The following is a 17,707-nucleotide window of genomic DNA, read 5'->3' as shown; positions in this document are numbered from 1 at the left end:
TCCCCGCTTCCGCCCAGCTCAGAGCGCTCGGAGGCCGTTGATCACGTCGCGCAGAATACTCTCGTCCGGCAGCTCGGCAGGGGGTACGGGACGTGTCACATGGACCATTTCCTCGTGCACGAGGTCGCCGATCAGGACCCGTACCACTCCGACGGGGAGGTCGAGCTCGGCGGCGAGTTCGGCGACCGACTGGGGCGTGTCGCGGCAGAGTTCCACGATGTCCACGTGTTCCGGGGACAGGCTGTGGTCCGCTTCGGGGTCGTCCGCGTGGGGTTCGGCGACGACCACGGCGATCAGGTCGAGGCGGTGCTGGGCCGGGCTGGTGGTGCGGCCGCGCGTCATCGCATAGGGCCGGACCACCGGTCCGGCGTCGTCGTCGAACCAGTGGCTTGTTCCCTGACCGTCTCCGCTCATGCCATCCCACTACCCGCCGGAGGGCAGATCGGTGCGCGGAGCGGCGGCCAGATGTGCGCCGACCCGCTTCACCAGGAGGGTCATCTCGTAGGCGACCTGCCCTACGTCGGAGTCGGCGTCCGAGAACACGGCGAGGCAGCTGCCGTCGCCGGCTGCCGTGACGAAGAGGAAGGCGTTCTCGAGCTCGACGACGGTCTGCCGTACGCCGCCCGCCTCGAAGTGTCGTCCGACCCCCTTGGCCAGGCTGTGGAAGCCGGAGGCGACCGCGGCCAGGTGCTCGCTGTCCTCGCGGGTCAGGTCCTTGGACGCCCCGGTCGGCAGGCCGTCGCCGGAGAGCACGATCGCCTTGCGGATACTGGCGACGCGGTCCACCAGGTCGTCGAGGAGCCAGTTCAGCTCTCCCGACGCCGTGCCGGTCTCGGTGGGCCCTGTTGTCTTCGGCGCGGTCATCGGCCGTCCCCCTCTGTGGTTCCTGGTGCTGTGCCGTCCTGGGCCTGGTCGCCCGCGGCGTTCTCCTCGCGGCCGCGCCGCCAGCCGCGCTGGAGCGAGGCCATCCGGTTGCGTACCTCTTCGGCGTCACGGTCGGCGGGATCCGGCCCACGGAGGGCGCCGGCCCCCTCGCGCTCCCCGCGCCGCTCGGGTCCGTCCTTCAACTGCGGCGCCAGATGGGCCTGTCGGACGCGACGGGGCAGGGGGCTCGTACCCGGTTCGGACGCTTCGGGCACGGTGTCGGAGCTCGGGACGGTCCCGGGTGTGACCGGTCGAGAGGTGCGACGGGTGCGCCTCGGCAGCGCGGGGGTCTCCTGGCCGGGGCCCGGCGTCTCGGACCGGGGGCCCGGCAGGCCGGAGCGGCGGCCCGCGCCCTGGGCGCGTTCGCCCTGGCGGCGCGCAGAGGTGTCGGTGCGTTCGGTGCGCCGGACGGCCGACGGCTTCGCGCTCCCGCGCTCGGCCACGCCCGCGACACCGGGCAGTTCCGGCTCCGGGCCCTTGGCCGGATCCTCGGCGTCGGCGGTCCGCTCGTCCTTCTCGGCGGTCCGCTCGTCCGTCTCGCCGCGCCGGGGCCGCGTCCGGGTCACGGGACGTCCGTGCGAGCTGACGAGTTGGGGGGACCTGCGCCGCGGCAGCGGCACCGGGGCGGGCGGACGGTCCTCATCGGTGCGGGCCGTCTCGTCCTGCCCGTCAGGGGCCGGCTGCTGGTGCTCGACCGGTCCACCGGCGATGGAGCGGCGCGGCCCGAACAGACCGTCCTGTCCGGTGTCCTCGTCGAGAGCGTCGGGGAATCCGCCGAGGGCGTCCAGCTCCACCGGCGCCTCCAGTTCGACCGGGCCGTCCAGGATCGAGGCGGGCAGGCCTGGCAGGCGCACCGGGACCTCGGACAGCGCCGTCTTGCGGTCCGCCTCGACCTTGCCCTCCTTCGAGGGCAGCGTGCGGTCCAGACGGAAGCCGATGCCGTTGGTGTCCGGGACGTCGTCCGTGAGCAGCGCGTCCGGAAGGAAGACGATGGCGGTCGTTCCGCCGTACGGGGAAGGCTGGAGGGAGACGCGCACGTTCTGCCGCTGGGCGAGCCTGCTGACGACGAAAAGACCGAGCCGGTCGGTGTCGGAGAGCTCGAACTCGGGGGTTTCGGCGAGCCGCAGATTGGCGTCGAGGAGTGCTTCGGCCGCCATGCCGAGGCCGCGGTCGTGGATCTCCAGGGTGAAGCCGTTGGCGACGCGTTCGCCGATGACCTGCACGGCCGTGTGCGGGGGCGAGAACACCGTGGCGTTCTCCAGGAGTTCGGCCACGAGGTGGGTGATGTCGGCCACCCCCGGTCCGGTGACGGCGACGCGGGGCAGCCGGCGCACCTCGATGCGCTCGTAGTCCTCCACCTCGGCGACGGCGGCGCGGACGATGTCCATGAGCTGAACGGGCTTGCGCCACTGCCGGGAGGGGGCGGCGCCGGAGAGGATGACCAGCCCCTCGGCGTGCCGGCGCATACGCGTGGTCAGGTGGTCCAGGCGGAACAGGTCGGCGAGTTCGTCGGTGTCCTCGGTCCTGCGTTCCATGGTGTCGAGGAGGGTGAGTTGTTTGTGGAGCAGCACCTGACTGCGGCGGGCGAGATTGACGAAGACCTCGGAGACGCCGTCGCGCAGTTCGGACTGTTTGACAGCGGCCTCGACAGCGGCGCGCTGGAGGGTGTTGAGGGCCTGGCCGACCTCGCCGATCTCGTTCCTGTCGTACTCCAGGCGCGGTGCTTCGGTCTCGGCGTCGACCTGTTCGCCCGCGGAGAGCCGGCGCATCACGCTGGGCAGGCGGACGCCGGAGGCCTCGTGGGCCTCCAGACGCAGTCGGCCCAGGTCGCGGATGAGGCCCCGGCCGATGCGGACGGACATGATGACCGAGACCAGCAGGGCGACGAGCCCGAGGACGCCGGCGATGGCCGCCTTGACGACAACTCCCGTGGCCACGGGCCGGATCCGGTCGTGGTAGCGGTCGCTCGCCGTGTCGTCGAGGTCGCCGAGTTCGTCGAGCACATGCCCGGCGGCCCGGTCCCAGCTCTTCGCGGTGACGCCGTGGGGCGAACCGGCCGGGGAGGTGACGACGGCCTGCTCGGCCACGCGCAGGGGTGCCGTGTCGGCGTTCTTCCAGTAGCTCTCGTAGCGCTCGCTCTCCGAGTCGGGCAGCAGCGGCAGGCTGACGTCGTAGAGCAGCGTGCGCTGGGCGACGAGATCGGAGATGTCACGGATCTCGTCGCCGGTGACGCGTCCCGCGACCAGTGCGGAACCGAGCAGGGCGTCCTCGCGGGAGAGCAGCTCGCGGGCGTTGTCGATGTCGACGAGGGCGCGGCCCTGCTTGTCCATCTCCACGTTGTCGACGAGATGGAGGTTGGAGACCAGGGTGTAGCAGGGGTCGACGAGACGGTTGTAGAGGTCGAGGGCCTGGGCCCGGTTGACGGTGCCCTCCTCGACGCTGCGGCGCAGCGAGTCGATGCCGTCGAGGGCGTCCAGCATGACGGTGAGGCGCTCGGCGGTGCCCGCGCCCATCTTCTCGTGCATGCCGTCGCTCTTGGCGTTCCTGCGGACCTTCGCCACGGCCCGGTCCGTGACGGTCCGGCTGTGCCGCAGCGCCGCGAGCGCGTCGGACGCGCGGGGATCGGCGAGATAGACGAGTGTCTGGCGGCGCTCCTGCTGGAGGACACCGACGGTGTCCTCGGTGGGGTAGCCGATCTTCTCGACGACATCGGACACGTTGAACAACTGGTTCGCCTCGCGCCCGGTGATGACCGTCGCGAAGGCCCAGATACCCGTCAGGGAGAGGAGCGGCACGAGGAGCAGCGCCACGATCTTCCGGCGGATGGACTTCCCGCGAAAGCGCATGGCCTCCCCCAGCTCGGCCCCCTCCGGCCCGGGGGCACACCTGTGCGTCAACAAACGGCGTGAGCCTACTACTGACTCACAGGTAACTCGAAGGGCTGTCCGGGCGGCCGCCCGCCGCGAAGGTCACGGACCTCCGCGCTTCCGGGAACCGGAGATGGGCAGTTGTCCGTTCATTGGGGGAGATTGCCTCCCTGATTCCAGCACGCGTGAGCGAATCGCATCGGACCGGTGAACTTGGTCAGTTGGCCGGATTTTTTCGCTGGTTGGGAATCTTCGGGGTACTCCGTTCGTCTTTCTTTGTGGGAGATGGGGGCGGAATCGGCCACAGGGGTCGCATGCCGCGTCCAGGCGGCGTAAAGCAGCGCAAGCCGGGCAGCCACTGGGGAGCAGGTGTCGTACGGCACCCGTGCGAGAGGTCTGCTGGGCGGTGGGGAGTGACGAGTTGATGGGCACGGCGGAGCGGCACGGGACGTCCGGGAGCGGTGTTGCGGCACCGGTGGCGGAGCGTGGAACCGCACAGGCACCGGATCGCGACAGCCCGTTGGACGGGCACGATCGAGGGGACGGGCGGCACGCGGGGACGGGCGGACCCGGCGAAGCGGGCGGACGGGGAGTGGCCACGGCCGAGCGCGAGCGGTCGAGCGGGCGGGGCACCTCGCATCAGGAGCAGGATCCCGTGATCGGGCGGCAGCCCGGCGCGCGGGACGGAGGCAACCACACCGGCGTCGGGAGTGGATCCGCACGACGGGGTGGCCCTGCCACGGCGTCCCGTGAGCACGAGCACGCGGGCAGACCGGGCGGTGCGGCCGACGGGTACGGGCAGGTGCAGGAGACGGGAGCGGCCGCCGGGGTGCAGGGGGCGGCGAGCGCGCGCGGCGCGGTCGGCCGGGGCGTCGCCGCGCGCGAAGCGCAGGCGTACTACCGGCCGTTGTGGATCGAGGAGCCGGCGCGCCGTCGGCGGTTGCCCGACCCCGTGAGAACGGCGGCCGTGCGGGCGGTCCTCATCATCGCCGTGACGCTGATCCAGGCCGTGACCGCCTTCCTGTCCACGATGGCGGAGTCCTGGCTGGCCTTCCCCATGGTCCTGAGCAGCGTGGCCAGCACGGTCGTGGCGACCTGGGCCGTCCTCGACGTCTGGGTCACCCGACAGGTGTGGAACCAGCGGAACGGGGTCGTGTCCGAGCCGAGCAGCACCGCCAGGGCCCTGCGGCGCGAGCGTCGTCGGGCGCGACGCCAGGCGCGCTCGTCGGAACGGGCGCAGGAGCGGATACAACGGCGGGGCGGCGCCGGGCGGTTGTCGCACCCCTGAGGCGGAGGCGCTGAGGGCGGCGTCGGCACCTCTGAACCCTCCGAGGTCGGCGCCCCGAGGTCGGCACGGTCGACAGCTCTGATGTCCGTGCCCGAGGCCGGCTCTCGCGACGCGGGACTCCGGGGGCTCGCGCTCCCGGGGTCGCGTCCCGGGCGCCGGGCCGGGGCCGGTCGGTCGGACCGGCCCGCGCCTCGCGCTCATCGGGTCACCGTCGGATCGTCGTCGAGAAGATCGACGTCGAGGCGCCGTCAGAGGTTCGCGGTGGCTTCGACCTGCTCCACCGGGCCCTGTTCGTACGCCAGTTGGCGCCGTGCCCTCATGAAGGGGCGCGGGCGGTCCATGGAGAGCACGGCGGTGGTGCGGCCGTCGCGTTCGTACAGGGCGAGGAAGCCACCCTCGCCCGGTGCGCCGTCCACGACGGTGCCCTCGGCGATCCGGACGGTGTCCGCCTTCCGGCGGCGCCCCGCGAACTGGATGCGCGCGCCGTACTGATCGGACCAGAAGTAGGGCAGGGCAGTTACGGTCCCGACGGTGCGTCCGGCGAGCAGGTTGCCCACGGCGACGCGGGGTTGTTCCGTGGCGGAGGTCCAGTGCTCGGATCGGGTGCCTCCGACGCGGGCGACGTCGCCGACGGCGACCACCTGAGGCAGCCCGGTGACGCAGCCGTCGTCACACAGCACGCCGTCCTGCAGTGCGAGTGTCGAGCCGGCCAGCCAGCCGGTGTTCGGGGTGGCGCCGATACCGACGATCACGACGTCGGCGGGCAGGACCCGTCCGTCGGAGAGCTCCACTCCGGTGACGGTGCGACCGGCCGGGCCGTCCTGGGCGTGCCCCGGACCGGTCGTGCCCAGGTCCCGGCTCGCGCCGCCTCCGCTCCTCCCCCGTAGCGCGGCGACCCCGGTGCCCGTCACCAGCTCGACGCCGCCGCGTCGGTGCAACGCGGCGCACAGCGTGGCCATTTCGGGGCCGAGTGGGGCGACAAGAGGCAGCGGGGCGGCTTCGACGACGGTGACGTCGTGACCGAGTCCGGCACAGGAGGAAGCGGTCTCGGCGCCGATGAAGCCGCCGCCGATGACGACGACGCGGCGCGGTCCGTGGATGAGTTCCTCGCGCAGGGCTCGGGCGTCGTCGAGGGTGCGCAGGGTGTGCACACCGGTGAGATCGTCACCCGGAAGACGGCGGGCCGAGGCGCCGGTGGCGATGACCACGCCGTCCGTGGAGACGGTACGGCCGTCGTCGAGGAGGACGGCGCGGCCGCGGGCGTCGAGGCCACGAGCACGTACGCCGAGCAGCCACTCGGCGTCGAGTCCGGCTCTCTCCTCCGCGTCGGTCAGGGCGAGTCGGGCCTCGTCGGCGCGGCCGGTGAGGAAGTCCTTGGACAGGGGCGGACGGTCGTACGGGGCATGGGCCTCGTCGCCGACGATCACCAGGCGGCCGTCGAAGCCCTGGGCCCGTAGTTCCCGGGCGGCGTACAGACCGGAGAGCGAGGCGCCGACGACGGTCACGGTCCTCATGCGGCGGTGCCCTCCTCCGCGACCAGGTGGACGTGGATGATTCCGTCGTCGACGGTGACGCGATGGGTGCGGACGGGACGCCGTGCCGGAAGACATGTCGGCTGCCCCGTACGGAGATCGAAGGAGGCGGCGTGCAGGGGGCACTCGACCAGACAGCCCTCCAGCCAGCCTTCCGAGAGGGAGGCGTCCTGGTGGGTGCAGGTGTCGTCGATGGCGTAGAGCTCGCCGTCGGCGTTGAACACGGCGATGGGTGGCGTGGTGTCGACACGGACGGATGCGCCCGCGGGGAGGTCGGCAAGGCGGCAGACGGGAATCATGGGCCCCCCTCTCGGTCCGGGACTCGGCGTCCGGGACCTCCTGGTCCAGATGGTCCGGGCACCTTTCCGGTTCCGGACGCTTCGGTAACATGATGTTTCGCATGGCGCACGAGGGAGCGCTATGCGCAACAGAATCCGTGCGGGGGTCCCGTCACGTCAAGGGCTTCCCGCAGATGCGGCCCAAACAGGGCTGCCAGGTGGTGAGAGTTGAGCTATGACCCGCACGCAGAAGCAGGCTGAGCACTCCGAGGGTTTTCCCGAGAAGCGGAACGGCAGGGGCGCGGGCAGTGCCGTCCAGTCGGTGGACCGCGCCGTGAGCGTGCTGGAGATCCTCGCCCGGCTCGGCGAGGCCGGTGTCACCGAGATCGCCGAAGAGCTGGACGTGCACAAGTCCACCGCCTTCCGCCTCCTCGGCGTCCTGGAGAACCGCGGTCTGGTGGCCCAGGCCAAGGACCGCGGGAAGTACTACCTGGGGGCCGCCGTACTGCGCCTGGCCGGAGCGGCGGCGGTGCGTCTGGACATCTCCCAGGAGGGCGTCCCGGTCTGCCGCGAACTCGCCGACGAGCTGGGCGAGACGGTCAACATCGCGGTCCTCGACGACGACGCGGCGGTCAACATCATGCAGGCCCGTGGCACCGCGTCGGTCACCGCGCAGAACTGGCTGGGCAGACGCACCCCGCTGCACGCCACCTCCAGCGGCAAGGTGCTGCTCGCGCACATGCCTCCCACGCTGCGCGAAGGCCTGCTCGCGAGGCCCCTGCCGCGCTTCACGGAGCGGACGATCACGGGCCCCTCCACCCTGCGCGCCGAGTTGGAGGCCGTGATCGAGCAGGGCTACGGCATGACCATCGAGGAACTGGAGCTCGGCCTCGCCGCCGTGGCCGCGCCGGTCCGCGCGCACGACGGCAAGGTGATCGCGGCGATCAGCGTGTCGGGACCGGTCTACCGGCTGAACGCCGACCGCCTGCCGGAGCTGTCCAAGCGGACGGTTGCGGCGGGGGCCGAGTTGTCGCGGCGCATGGGGTACGGCTTCTGAGAGCCGCCCGAGCCGCCGGCGGCGCGCCGCGCCAACGGGGACGGTGGCGACGGGGACGGCGGCAACGGGGACGGCGGCGACGGGGACGGGAACAAGGGCCGGTTCCGGCGCCTGCCCTCGCCCCGGCGAGGCCCGTACGCGACCCCCAAGGGGTGTGCGCCGCGGCGGAATCGTGCGGATCCGCCGCCTCACCACGACGCTGGGCCCGGGACGATCCCGGGCCCCGCTGCGCTGTGTGTCCGTCAGGTTTCGGGCGCCCCGTTCCTTTTGCCAAGGGTTAACTCCCACCTCTTGACGGCTCGCTGACGGCGTTCTCAAGATGTTCCTCATCGCGCAACCCATAGTGCAATGCGCAACAGCAGAGGAGCTTGTCGTGCCACACGAGGTCCGTGCCGTAGTCGCTGTCAAGAAGGGTGCACCGGTGGAGGTGCGGACCGTCGTCGTTCCCGATCCGGGCCCCGGCGAGGTGCTCGTCGACGTCCAGGCCTGCGGGGTGTGCCACACGGATCTGCACTACCGGGAGGGCGCGATCACCGACGACTTCCCCTTCCTCCTCGGCCATGAGGCGGCCGGCACGATCGAGGCGGTCGGTGAGGGCGTCACCGACCTGGTCCCCGGCGACTACGTCGTCCTCGCCTGGCGGGCACCGTGCGGAACCTGTCGCTCCTGTCGCCGTGGCCGCCCCTGGTACTGCTTCGACTCCCGCAACGCCACCCAGCCCATGACGCTCCTCGACGGCACCGCGCTCAGCAACGCCCTCGGCATCGGCGCCTTCGCCGAGAAGACCCTCGTGGCGGCCGGTCAGGCGGTGAAGATCGACCCGGCCGCCCGCCCGGAGGCCGCGGGCCTGATCGGCTGCGGAGTGATGGCCGGATACGGCGCCGCGGTCAACACCGGCAACGTGGGCCGCGGTGACACCGTCGCCGTCATCGGATGCGGCGGTGTAGGCAACGCGGCGATCGCCGGCGCCTGTCTCAACGGCGCCATGAAGGTCATCGCCGTCGACATCGACGACAAGAAGCTCGACCAGGCGGAGAGGTTCGGCGCGACCCACACGGTGAACTCGCGCGGCACGGACCCGGTCGAGGCCGTGCGGGCCCTCACCGGCGGCTTCGGAGTCGACCTCGCCATCGACGCGGTGGGCCGCCCGGAGACGTACAGACAGGCCTTCTACATGCGCGACCACGCCGGTGTGCTCGTCCAGGTCGGTGTCCCCGATCCCGAGATGAGGATCGACCTTCCGCTGATCGACCTGTTCTCGCGCGGCGGCGCGCTGAAGTCGTCCTGGTACGGGGACTGCCTGCCGAGCCGGGACTTCCCGTACCTCATCGACCAGTACCTGTACGGACTGCTGGACCTCAACGCGTTCGTCTCCGAGACCATCGCGCTCGACCAGGTGGAGGAGGCGTTCGCGAAGATGCGGCGGGGTGAGGTGCTGCGCTCGGTGGTGGTCCTGTGACCGCCGTGACCGCCGTGACCGCCGAGCCGTCCGACGCCCGCGCGTCCTAGTACCACGCGCTCCCGCAACCACGCCTGTTCGCGCATCCACACCCGCTCCCGCAACCACGCCTGTTCGCGAATAACACCCGTTCTCGCGCCCACACCCGTTCCCACAACCACACCCGCTCCCGCATCCACGCCCGCTCCGGTCAGCGTCCGCTCCACCGGGGCGCTCTCTGCCCGCACCCCCAGCGCGTTCGCTCCCCACCCCGGCAAGGAGGGGCATGTCCAGCACGCCCGCAACCCGTCCCCGTGTGGTCGTCATCGGCGCCGGCATCGTCGGCTGCTCCCTCGCCGACGAGCTGACCGCCCGCGGCTGGACGGACGTCACCGTTCTCGACCAGGGGCCGCTGCCCGCCCCGGGCGGCTCCACCTCGCACGCACCGGGCCTGGTGTTCCAGACCAGCCCGTCCAGGACCCTCACGGCGTTCGCCCGCTACACCGTGGAGAAGTTCACCTCCCTCCAGGTCGACGGCGTCCCCTGTTTCGACCCGGTCGGTGGTCTGGAGCTCGCCACCACGCCCGAGCGCCTCGCCGACCTGCACCGCAGGGCCGGGTACGCCGCCGCCTGGGGCGTCCGGGGCGAGATCGTCAGCGCGGCGCGCTGCGGGCAACTGTGGCCGCTCCTCGACCGGTCGGTGGTGCTCGGGGGTTTCCACACCCCCGACGACGGCCTGGCCCGCGCGGTGCCCGCGGCCCGCGCCCAGATGGAGCGCGCCACCGCACGGGGCGCCCGCTTCCTGGACCGTCACACGGTCGTCGGTATCGAGCGTGAGGGGGGCAGAGTCACCGCCGTCGTCACCGACCGCGGCGCCTTCCCCGCCGACCACGTCGTCTCGGCGGCCGGATTCTGGGGGCCGGTCATCGGGCGGATGGCCGGGGTCGACGTACCTCTGCAACCGCTCGCGCACCAGTACGCGAAGACCAAGCGGCTCCCCGAGCTGGCCGACGCCACCGCCGAGGCCTCGAAGCCCATCCTCCGCTTCCAGGACCGCGACCTCTACTTCCGCGAGCACACCGACCGCATCGGCATCGGCAGCTACGCCCACAGGCCGCTGCCCGTCGACCCGTTCGGCGTCCTCCCCTACGACGAGGCACGCGCGAACGACATGGCGATGCCGTCCTCGTACCCCTTCACCGAGGAGGACTGGGCGCCGAGTTGGGAGGACTGCCGCTGGCTGCTGCCCGCCCTGCGCGGGACCGAGATCGAGGAGGGCTTCAACGGCGTCTTCTCCTTCACCCCGGACGGCATGCCGGTGCTCGGCGAGTCGCGCGCCCTGCGCGGTTTCTGGCTGGCCGAGGCCGTCTGGGTCACCCACTCCGCGGGGGTGGCGAAGGCCGTCGCCGAGTGGATGGTCGACGGTCGTGCCTCTCTCGACCTGCACGAATGCGACCTCACCCGCTTCGAGGACGCGCAGCGCTCACCGTCGTACGTCCGTGAGCGCGGTGCGCGGCAGTTCGTCGAGGTGTACGACGTCCTGCACCCGCTCCAGCCGATGGAGGACCCCCGTCCGCTGCGCGTCAGCCCCTTCCACACGAGGCAGCAAGAGCTCGGCGCGTACTTCCTGGAGGGCGGCGGCTGGGAGCGCCCGCACTGGTACGAGACGAACGCCCCCCTGGTGGACGGCATCGAACTCCCCGCACGGGACGCCTGGTCGGCGCGCTACTGGTCGCCGATCGCGGCGGCCGAGGCGAAGGCGACCCGCGAGAGGGTCGCGCTGTACGACATGACCCCACTGCGCCGCCTCGAAGTCACCGGCGCCGGTGCCCTCGACTTCCTCCAGCGCATGACCAGCAACAACCTCCGCAAGAAGCCCGGCTCGGTCACCTACACCCTGCTGCTCGACGCCACGGGCGGCATACGCTCCGACCTCACCGTCGCGCGCCTCGCCCCCGACCGGTTCCAGGTGGGCGCCAACTCCCCCGCCGACCTGGACTGGCTGACCCGGCACGCCCCCGGCGACGTGCACATCCGGGACATCACCTCCGGCACCTGCTGCGTCGGCGTCTGGGGGCCGCTCGCCAGGGACCTCGTCCAGCCACTGACGCGCGACGACTTCTCGCACGAGGGCTTCGGCTACTTCCGCGCGAAGGAGACGTACCTGGGGCACGTCCCGGTGACGGCGATGCGGCTGTCGTACGTGGGTGAGCTGGGCTGGGAGCTCTACACCACCGCGGATCTGGGGCTCAGGCTCTGGGACACCCTGTGGGAGGCGGGGCAGCCGCACGGCGTGGTCGCGGCCGGCCGGTCGGCCTTCAACAGTCTGCGGCTGGAGAAGGGGTACCGGGCCTGGGGCACCGACATGACGGACGAGCACAACCCGTTCGAGGCGGGCGTCGGCTTCGCGGTCCGTATGGACAAGGACGGTTTCGTCGGCCAGGAGGCACTGCAGGGCCTCGCGACGGCGGAGCCCGCCCGCAGACTGACCGCGCTGCTCCTGGACGACCCGGCGTCCGTCGTGCTCGGCAAGGAGCCCGTCCACGTCGACGGCGCCCCGGCCGGGTACGTGACCAGCGCCTCGTACGGCTACACGCTGGGCCGCTGTGTCGCCTACGCCTGGCTGCCGGCGCTCCCGGCCGGCACAGCCGTGCACATCGAGTACTTCGGCGCGAAGATACCGGCCACCGTCGCCGACGAGCCGCTCTTCGACCCGAAGATGACCCGCATCCGCCGCTGAGAAGCCCGCACACGCCCCAACACGCCCAGGAGGTCCCCGTGTCCCCCACTTACGACGTGATCGTGATCGGTCTCGGCGGCATGGGCAGCGCCGCCGCCCACCATCTGTCGGCACGCGGTGCCCGCGTGCTCGGCCTGGAGAAGTTCGGCCCGGTCCACAACCGCGGCTCCAGCCACGGCGGTTCGCGCATCACCCGGCAGTCCTACTTCGAGGACCCGGCGTACGTACCCCTGCTGCTTCGCTCCTACGAGCTGTACGAGGAGTTGGAGCGGGCGACGGGCCGGGAGATCGCCACCCTCTGCGGCGGGGTGATGATCGGCTGTCCCGACTCGCGGACGGTCTCCGGCTCGCTGCTCTCCGCCGAGCGGTGGGACCTGCCCCACGAGATGCTGGACGCCCCGGAGATCCGCCGCCGCTTCCCGACCCTGAACCCGGGCGACGACGAGGTCGCGCTGTACGAGGCGCGGGCCGGGCTCGTCCGCCCCGAGAACACCGTCGCCGCGCACCTCCAGCTCGCCACCCGGCAGGGCGCCGACCTGCACTTCGAGGAACCGATGACGCGCTGGGAGCCCTACCGGGACGGGGTGCGCGTCCACACCGCCGAGAACACCTACACCGCGGGCCGGCTGGTGATCTGCCCGGGCGCCTGGGCGCCGCGGCTGCTGACCGACCTCGGGGTGCCGTTCACCATCGAGCGGCAGGTCATGTACTGGTTCCAACCGAGGGGCGGGGTCCGGCCGTTCCTGCCCGAGGAGCATCCCATCTACATCTGGGAGGACGCCGCCGGAGTCCAGGTGTACGGCTTCCCGTCCATCGACGGGCCGGAGCTGGGCGCCAAGGTCGCCTTCTTCCGCAAGGGCGTCGTGACCACCCCGGAGACCATCGACCGGACGGTCCACGAGGACGAGATCCGGGCCATGGCGGATCACATGTCCCGCTGCATCCCCGACCTGCCCGGCACCTTCCTCAAGGCCGCCACCTGCATGTACTCCAACACCCCCGACGAGCACTTCGTCATCGCCCGCCATCCGGCGCACCCGGAGACCGTGACCGTGGCCTGCGGGTTCTCCGGGCACGGCTTCAAGTTCGTGCCGGTCGTCGGCGAGATCCTCGCCGACCTCGCGCTGACCGGCACCACCGATCACCCGATCGGGTTGTTCGACCCCCACCGCCTCGCCGCCGCGCCCGCCTGAGGAGTACGCACGTGAAGACGACCCCCGTCTCCCGGTCCCCGCTCTCCCCCAGCCTGATCGCCACCCTGCCCGGCCATTACTACACCGACCCGGAGATCTTCCGGCGGGAACAGGAATCCCTGTTCGAGTCGATGTGGTTCTGTGCCGTCCGCTCCGCGGACCTCGCGCGGCCCGGCGCCTTCCGTACCGTGCAGGTCGGCCGGGAGAGCGTCCTGGTCACCCGCTCACGCACGGGTGAACTGCGTGCCTTCCTGAACGTCTGCCGGCATCGCGGGGCCCGGCTGTGCACGCAGGAGTCGGGCGAGGTCCGACGCAATCTCCAGTGCCCGTACCACGCCTGGACCTACGGCCTCGACGGGAAGCTGGTCGCCGCGCCGAACCTGGTGCGGATGCCGGACATCGACCGGGTCGCGTACGGCCTGATCGGGGTCGCGCTGCGGGAGTGGCTCGGCTACGCCTGGGTGTGCCTGGCCGACGAGCCGCCCTCCTTCGAGGAGACGGTGCTGGGCGCGGCCGTGGAGCGGCTGGGCGACGCGGCCGCGATCGAGCACTACGGCACGGAGAAGCTGGCGCTCGGCAGGCGCGTCCGGTACGACGTGAAGGCGAACTGGAAGCTGATCGTCGAGAACTTCATGGAGTGCTACCACTGCGCCACGATCCACCCCGAGCTCACCGACGTGCTCCCGGAGTTCGCCGAGGGGTACGCCGCCCAGTACTACGTGGGGCACGGCGCCGAGTTCGGCGAGGACGTCCGGGGGTTCACGGTCGACGGCAGCGAGGGCTTCGGCCGGCTGCCGGACGTGGCGGACGACCAGGACCGCCGCTATTACGCGATCACGGTGAAACCGACGGTCTTCATCAATCTGGTCCCGGACCATGTCATCCTGCACCGCATGTTCCCGCTTGCCGAGGACCGCACGGTCGTCGAGTGCGATTGGCTCTACGCGCCGGAGGTCGTGGAGTCCGGCGCCGATGTGTCCAGGTCGGTCGAGCTCTTCCACCGGGTCAACGAACAGGATTTCGAGGCCTGCGAACGTACCCAGCCGGCCATGGCGTCGCGGGCGTACCGGAACGGTGGTGTCCTGGTGCCCACCGAGCATCACATAGGGATCTTCCACGAGTGGCTGATCCGGCAATTGGGAGGCCCCAGTGCCTGACCTGTTCATCGACGGTACATGGCGGGGCGCTCTCGACGAGCGCACCCGCGAGATCCGCTGCCCCGCCGACGGCTCCCTGGTCGGGGTCGTCGACGAGGCGGGCGGCAAGGACACGGTGGAGGCGATCGCCGCGGCGCGCCGTGCCTTCGACGAGGGGCCGTGGCCCTCGACCCCGGCGACGGACCGCGGCGACCTGCTGCTGCGCGTCGCCGACCTCCTCGTACGGGACAAGGACGCGCTCGCCCGCGCCGAGTCGCTCGACACCGGCAAGCGGCTCGTCGAGAGCGAGTACGACATCGACGACATCGCGAACTGCTTCCGCTACTTCGGCCGGGCCGCCTCCGTCGAGACGGGCCGGATCGTGGACACGGGCACGGCGAGCGTCGACAGCCGGGTCGTGTACGAGCCGGTCGGGGTCTGCGCGCTGATCACGCCCTGGAACTATCCGCTGCTGCAGACGGCCTGGAAGGTCGCTCCGGCGCTCGCGGCGGGCAACACCTTCGTGCTCAAGCCGAGCGAGCTCACCCCGCACACGGCGATCCATCTGATGCGGCTCCTCGAGGAGGCCGGGCTGCCGGCCGGAGCGGCCAATCTCGTGCTGGGCGCGGGACCCGAGGCGGGCGCGCCGCTCGCCGACCACCCGGACGTGGACCTCGTCTCCTTCACCGGCGGCCTGCACACCGGGCGGCGGCTGATGGCCGCGGCGGCCGGGACGGTGAAGAAGGTCGCCCTGGAGCTCGGCGGCAAGAACCCCAACATCGTCTTCGCCGACGCCGACTTCGAGACCGCGGTCGACATGGCGCTGACCGCGGTCTTCCTGCACTCCGGGCAGGTCTGCTCGGCGGGGGCCCGGCTGCTGGTCGAGGACGCGCTGCACGACCGGTTCGTCGACGAGGTCGTCCGCCGGGCCGAGCTGATCCGGCTCGGCGGACCGTTCGACGAGCAGGCGCAGACCGGACCGCTGGTCTCGGCGGCGCACCGCGCCAAGGTCGAGGCGTACGTCGAGCGGGGCATCGCGGAGGGCGCGGTGCTGCGTTGCGGCGGAAGGCGCCCCGAGGGGCTCGACGAGGGGTTCTACTATCTGCCCACCGTGCTGGACGAATGCACGGGCGACATGTCCGTGGTCCAGGACGAGTCCTTCGGTCCGGTGCTGACCGTGGAGCGCTTCCGCGACGAGGCGGACGCCGTGCGGCTCGCCAACGACACGATCTACGGCCTGGCGGGCGCCGTGTTCACCACGGACGAGGCCAAGGCCCAGCGGGTGGCGGCGCGGCTGCGGCTCGGGACGGTCTGGATCAACGACTACCACCCCTATGTCCCGCAGGCCGAATGGGGTGGCTTCAAGCAGTCCGGTTTCGGGCGTGAACTCGGACCGGCCGGCCTCGCCGAGTACCGCGAGGCGAAGCACATCTGGCGCAACACCGATCCGTCTCCGCAGGGCTGGTTCGCGTGATCCACCGGTGATCCCCTGACGGTCGCCCGATCCACCTCCCGGAACCCCTACCCAGCCGCCGCCTCCTCCCGAGTCCCCCTGTCCCCCCTGTCCCCGTTCCCCCGCTGCCCCCCGACTCCCCCGTCCACCCACCCGCAGCCACCCCCCGACTCCACCCGCACGAGCCGCGTCCCTCTCCCCGATCCAGGAGGCCGCTCATGACCACCCGTCCACCGACCACCGACCAGGACGACGACGCCGAACTCTCCGAGTTCGGCTACAAGCCGGAACTGAAGCGCACCCTCGGCAACTTCCACACCTTCGCCGCGGGCATCAGCTACATCTCCATCCTCACCGGCACCTTCCAGCTCTTCTACTTCGGCTACGGCAGCGGCGGTCCCGCCTACTGGTGGTCCTGGCCGATGGTGTTCATCGGCCAGTTCATGGTCGCGCTCTGCTTCGCCGAACTCGCCGCCCGCTACCCGGTGGCCGGTTCCGTCTACAACTGGTCCAAGAAGGTGGGCAATCCGCACATAGGCTGGCTCGCGGGCTGGATGATGCTGCTCGCGTCGATCGTGTCGATCGCGGCCGTCGCGCTCGCCTATCAACTGACGCTTCCGCAGATCTCCTCCACCTTCCAGTTCGTGGGCGACGGCACCGGAAAGTACGACGTCGCCACCAACGCCGTACTGCTGGCGGCCGTACTGATCCTGTTCACCACCCTGGTCAACGCCTTCGGCGTGAAGCTGATGGCGACCATCAACACCGCGGGTGTCTTCATCGAGTTGATCGCGACCGTCGTGCTGATCATCCTCTTCGCGGTGCACATCACGCGCGGCCCCCAGGTGGTGATGGACACCCAGGGCACCGGCAACGGGCAGTCGTTCGGCTATCTCGGCGCGTTCCTGGTGGCCTCGCTGGCGTCCGCCTACGTGATGTACGGATTCGACACGGCCTCGTCGCTCGGTGAGGAGTGCCTCGATCCCTCGCGCAACGCTCCGCGCGCCATCATCCGCGCCATCGTCGCCTCCTTCGTCCTCGGCGGGCTCGTGCTGCTCCTCGCGCTGATGAGCGTCTCCAGCCTGAAGGGCGAGAAGCTCTCGACGGACGGGCTGCAGTACATCGTCCTCGACGTGCTCGGCCCGACGGCCGGCAAGGCGATGCTGTGGTGTGTGCTGATCGCGGTCACGGTGTGCGCGCTGGCCGTGCACACGGCGGCGGTCCGGCTGGCCTTCGCGATGGCCCGCGACACCAACCTGCCCGCCTCTTCCAAGCTGGCCAAGGTCAACCCGCGGTTCCGGACGCCGGTGCTGCCGACCGTGATCATCGGGCTCCTCGCGCTGGCGATCCTGGTGGTCAACATCCGTCAGCCGCAGATCTTCACCGTGGTCACCAGCATCGGCATCATCATGATCTACCTGGCGTACCTCATGGTCACGGGGCCCATGCTGGTCGCCCGGCTGCGGGGCAAGTGGCAGCCGGCGGGCGACGGCAAGTTCTCACTGGGCCGCTGGGGACTGCTCGTCAACATCGTCGCCGTCGTCTGGGGCACGGCGATGACGGTCAACCTCATCTGGCCGCGTTCCGCGGTCTACAACGCGAGCGCCCCGTACCACTGGTACCTGCGCTGGGGCGCCGTCCTGTTCGTGGCCGTCGTCGCCGGCGGCGGCTTCGCCTACTACTGGTTCGTGCAGCGACACCGCACCGGGGTGCTCGCCGAGCACCAGCTCCGGTCCGATGCGTCCGCCGCCTCTCCCCTGATCGCCCCCGCCGCCGAGTGAGGCCCGGCGGACAACCAGTC

General features: G+C 71.2%; 13 protein-coding genes. 8 read left to right on the top strand and 5 right to left on the bottom strand.

What is annotated here, in order from left to right; translation table 11 throughout:
• Positions 1–18: 18 nt before the first annotated feature.
• Genes OG199_RS34160 through OG199_RS34150 form a run of 3 tightly spaced genes read right to left on the bottom strand, consistent with a single transcriptional unit; the run spans position 19 to position 3,770 of the window.
• Positions 19–414, bottom strand: coding sequence for a DUF742 domain-containing protein (locus OG199_RS34160; protein WP_356800797.1), 396 nt, complete (start codon positions 412–414; stop codon positions 19–21).
• Between the two features lie 9 nt (positions 415–423).
• A complete protein-coding gene (locus OG199_RS34155) occupies positions 424–864 on the bottom strand; it encodes a roadblock/LC7 domain-containing protein (protein ID WP_153291761.1) in 441 nt (146 codons plus the stop codon).
• Entirely contained in the window at positions 861–3,770 is a 2,910-nt protein-coding gene (locus tag OG199_RS34150; protein WP_405832705.1) for a nitrate- and nitrite sensing domain-containing protein, read from the bottom strand. Before OG199_RS34150 ends, OG199_RS34155 begins: the two co-directional genes overlap by 4 nt.
• A 613-nt stretch (positions 3,771–4,383) precedes the next feature.
• Between OG199_RS34150 and OG199_RS34145 the strand changes: the two genes are divergently transcribed.
• Positions 4,384–5,079, top strand: a complete 696-nt coding sequence (locus OG199_RS34145) for a hypothetical protein (RefSeq protein WP_405832703.1) — start codon at positions 4,384–4,386, stop codon at positions 5,077–5,079.
• 248 nt (positions 5,080–5,327) lie between these two features.
• Here OG199_RS34145 and OG199_RS34140 read toward each other — a convergent pair whose 3' ends face one another.
• Together OG199_RS34140 and OG199_RS34135 are read right to left on the bottom strand one after the other, a co-directional pair.
• Positions 5,328–6,593, bottom strand: coding sequence for an NAD(P)/FAD-dependent oxidoreductase (locus tag OG199_RS34140; protein WP_405832701.1), 1,266 nt, complete (start codon positions 6,591–6,593; stop codon positions 5,328–5,330).
• A complete protein-coding gene (locus tag OG199_RS34135; RefSeq protein ID WP_356800801.1) occupies positions 6,590–6,910 on the bottom strand; it encodes a bifunctional 3-phenylpropionate/cinnamic acid dioxygenase ferredoxin subunit in 321 nt (106 codons plus the stop codon). The genes OG199_RS34140 and OG199_RS34135 overlap by 4 nt, the downstream gene beginning before the upstream one ends.
• Positions 6,911–7,124: 214 nt before the next feature.
• Here OG199_RS34135 and OG199_RS34130 point away from each other — a divergent pair, with 214 nt between their 5' ends.
• The 7 genes from OG199_RS34130 to OG199_RS34100 all read left to right on the top strand — a co-directional run bounded on the left by OG199_RS34130 (position 7,125) and on the right by OG199_RS34100 (position 17,687).
• Entirely contained in the window at positions 7,125–7,946 is an 822-nt protein-coding gene (locus OG199_RS34130; protein ID WP_356800802.1) for an IclR family transcriptional regulator, read from the top strand.
• A 373-nt stretch (positions 7,947–8,319) separates the two neighbouring features.
• Complete coding sequence (locus OG199_RS34125; RefSeq protein ID WP_405832700.1) at positions 8,320–9,405, top strand: S-(hydroxymethyl)mycothiol dehydrogenase; 1,086 nt, start codon at positions 8,320–8,322, stop codon at positions 9,403–9,405.
• Positions 9,406–9,670: 265 nt separating this feature from the next.
• Positions 9,671–12,124, top strand: coding sequence for an FAD-dependent oxidoreductase (locus tag OG199_RS34120; RefSeq protein ID WP_405832698.1), 2,454 nt, complete (start codon positions 9,671–9,673; stop codon positions 12,122–12,124).
• 38 nt (positions 12,125–12,162) lie between these two features.
• The gene (gene solA, locus OG199_RS34115) at positions 12,163–13,317 is read left to right on the top strand and encodes an N-methyl-L-tryptophan oxidase (RefSeq protein ID WP_405832696.1); all 1,155 of its coding nucleotides are present in this window, start codon (positions 12,163–12,165) and stop codon (positions 13,315–13,317) included.
• Positions 13,318–13,328: 11 nt separating this feature from the next.
• Positions 13,329–14,474 carry an aromatic ring-hydroxylating dioxygenase subunit alpha gene (locus tag OG199_RS34110; protein WP_405832694.1) on the top strand — a complete coding sequence of 382 codons (1,146 nt, stop codon included), beginning with the start codon at positions 13,329–13,331 and terminating at the stop codon, positions 14,472–14,474.
• Positions 14,467–15,927 carry an aldehyde dehydrogenase family protein gene (locus OG199_RS34105; protein ID WP_405832692.1) on the top strand — a complete coding sequence of 487 codons (1,461 nt, stop codon included), beginning with the start codon at positions 14,467–14,469 and terminating at the stop codon, positions 15,925–15,927. Before OG199_RS34110 ends, OG199_RS34105 begins: the two co-directional genes overlap by 8 nt.
• Before the next feature lie 197 nt (positions 15,928–16,124).
• Entirely contained in the window at positions 16,125–17,687 is a 1,563-nt protein-coding gene (locus tag OG199_RS34100; protein ID WP_356800808.1) for an amino acid permease, read from the top strand.
• Positions 17,688–17,707: the final 20 nt, after the last annotated feature.

The organism is Streptomyces sp. NBC_01176 (assembly GCF_045039825.1).
Taxonomy (GTDB): domain Bacteria; phylum Actinomycetota; class Actinomycetes; order Streptomycetales; family Streptomycetaceae; genus Streptomyces.
Note: the sequence above shows the minus strand (reverse complement) of the source record. Positions and strands in the feature narration are given on the sequence as shown.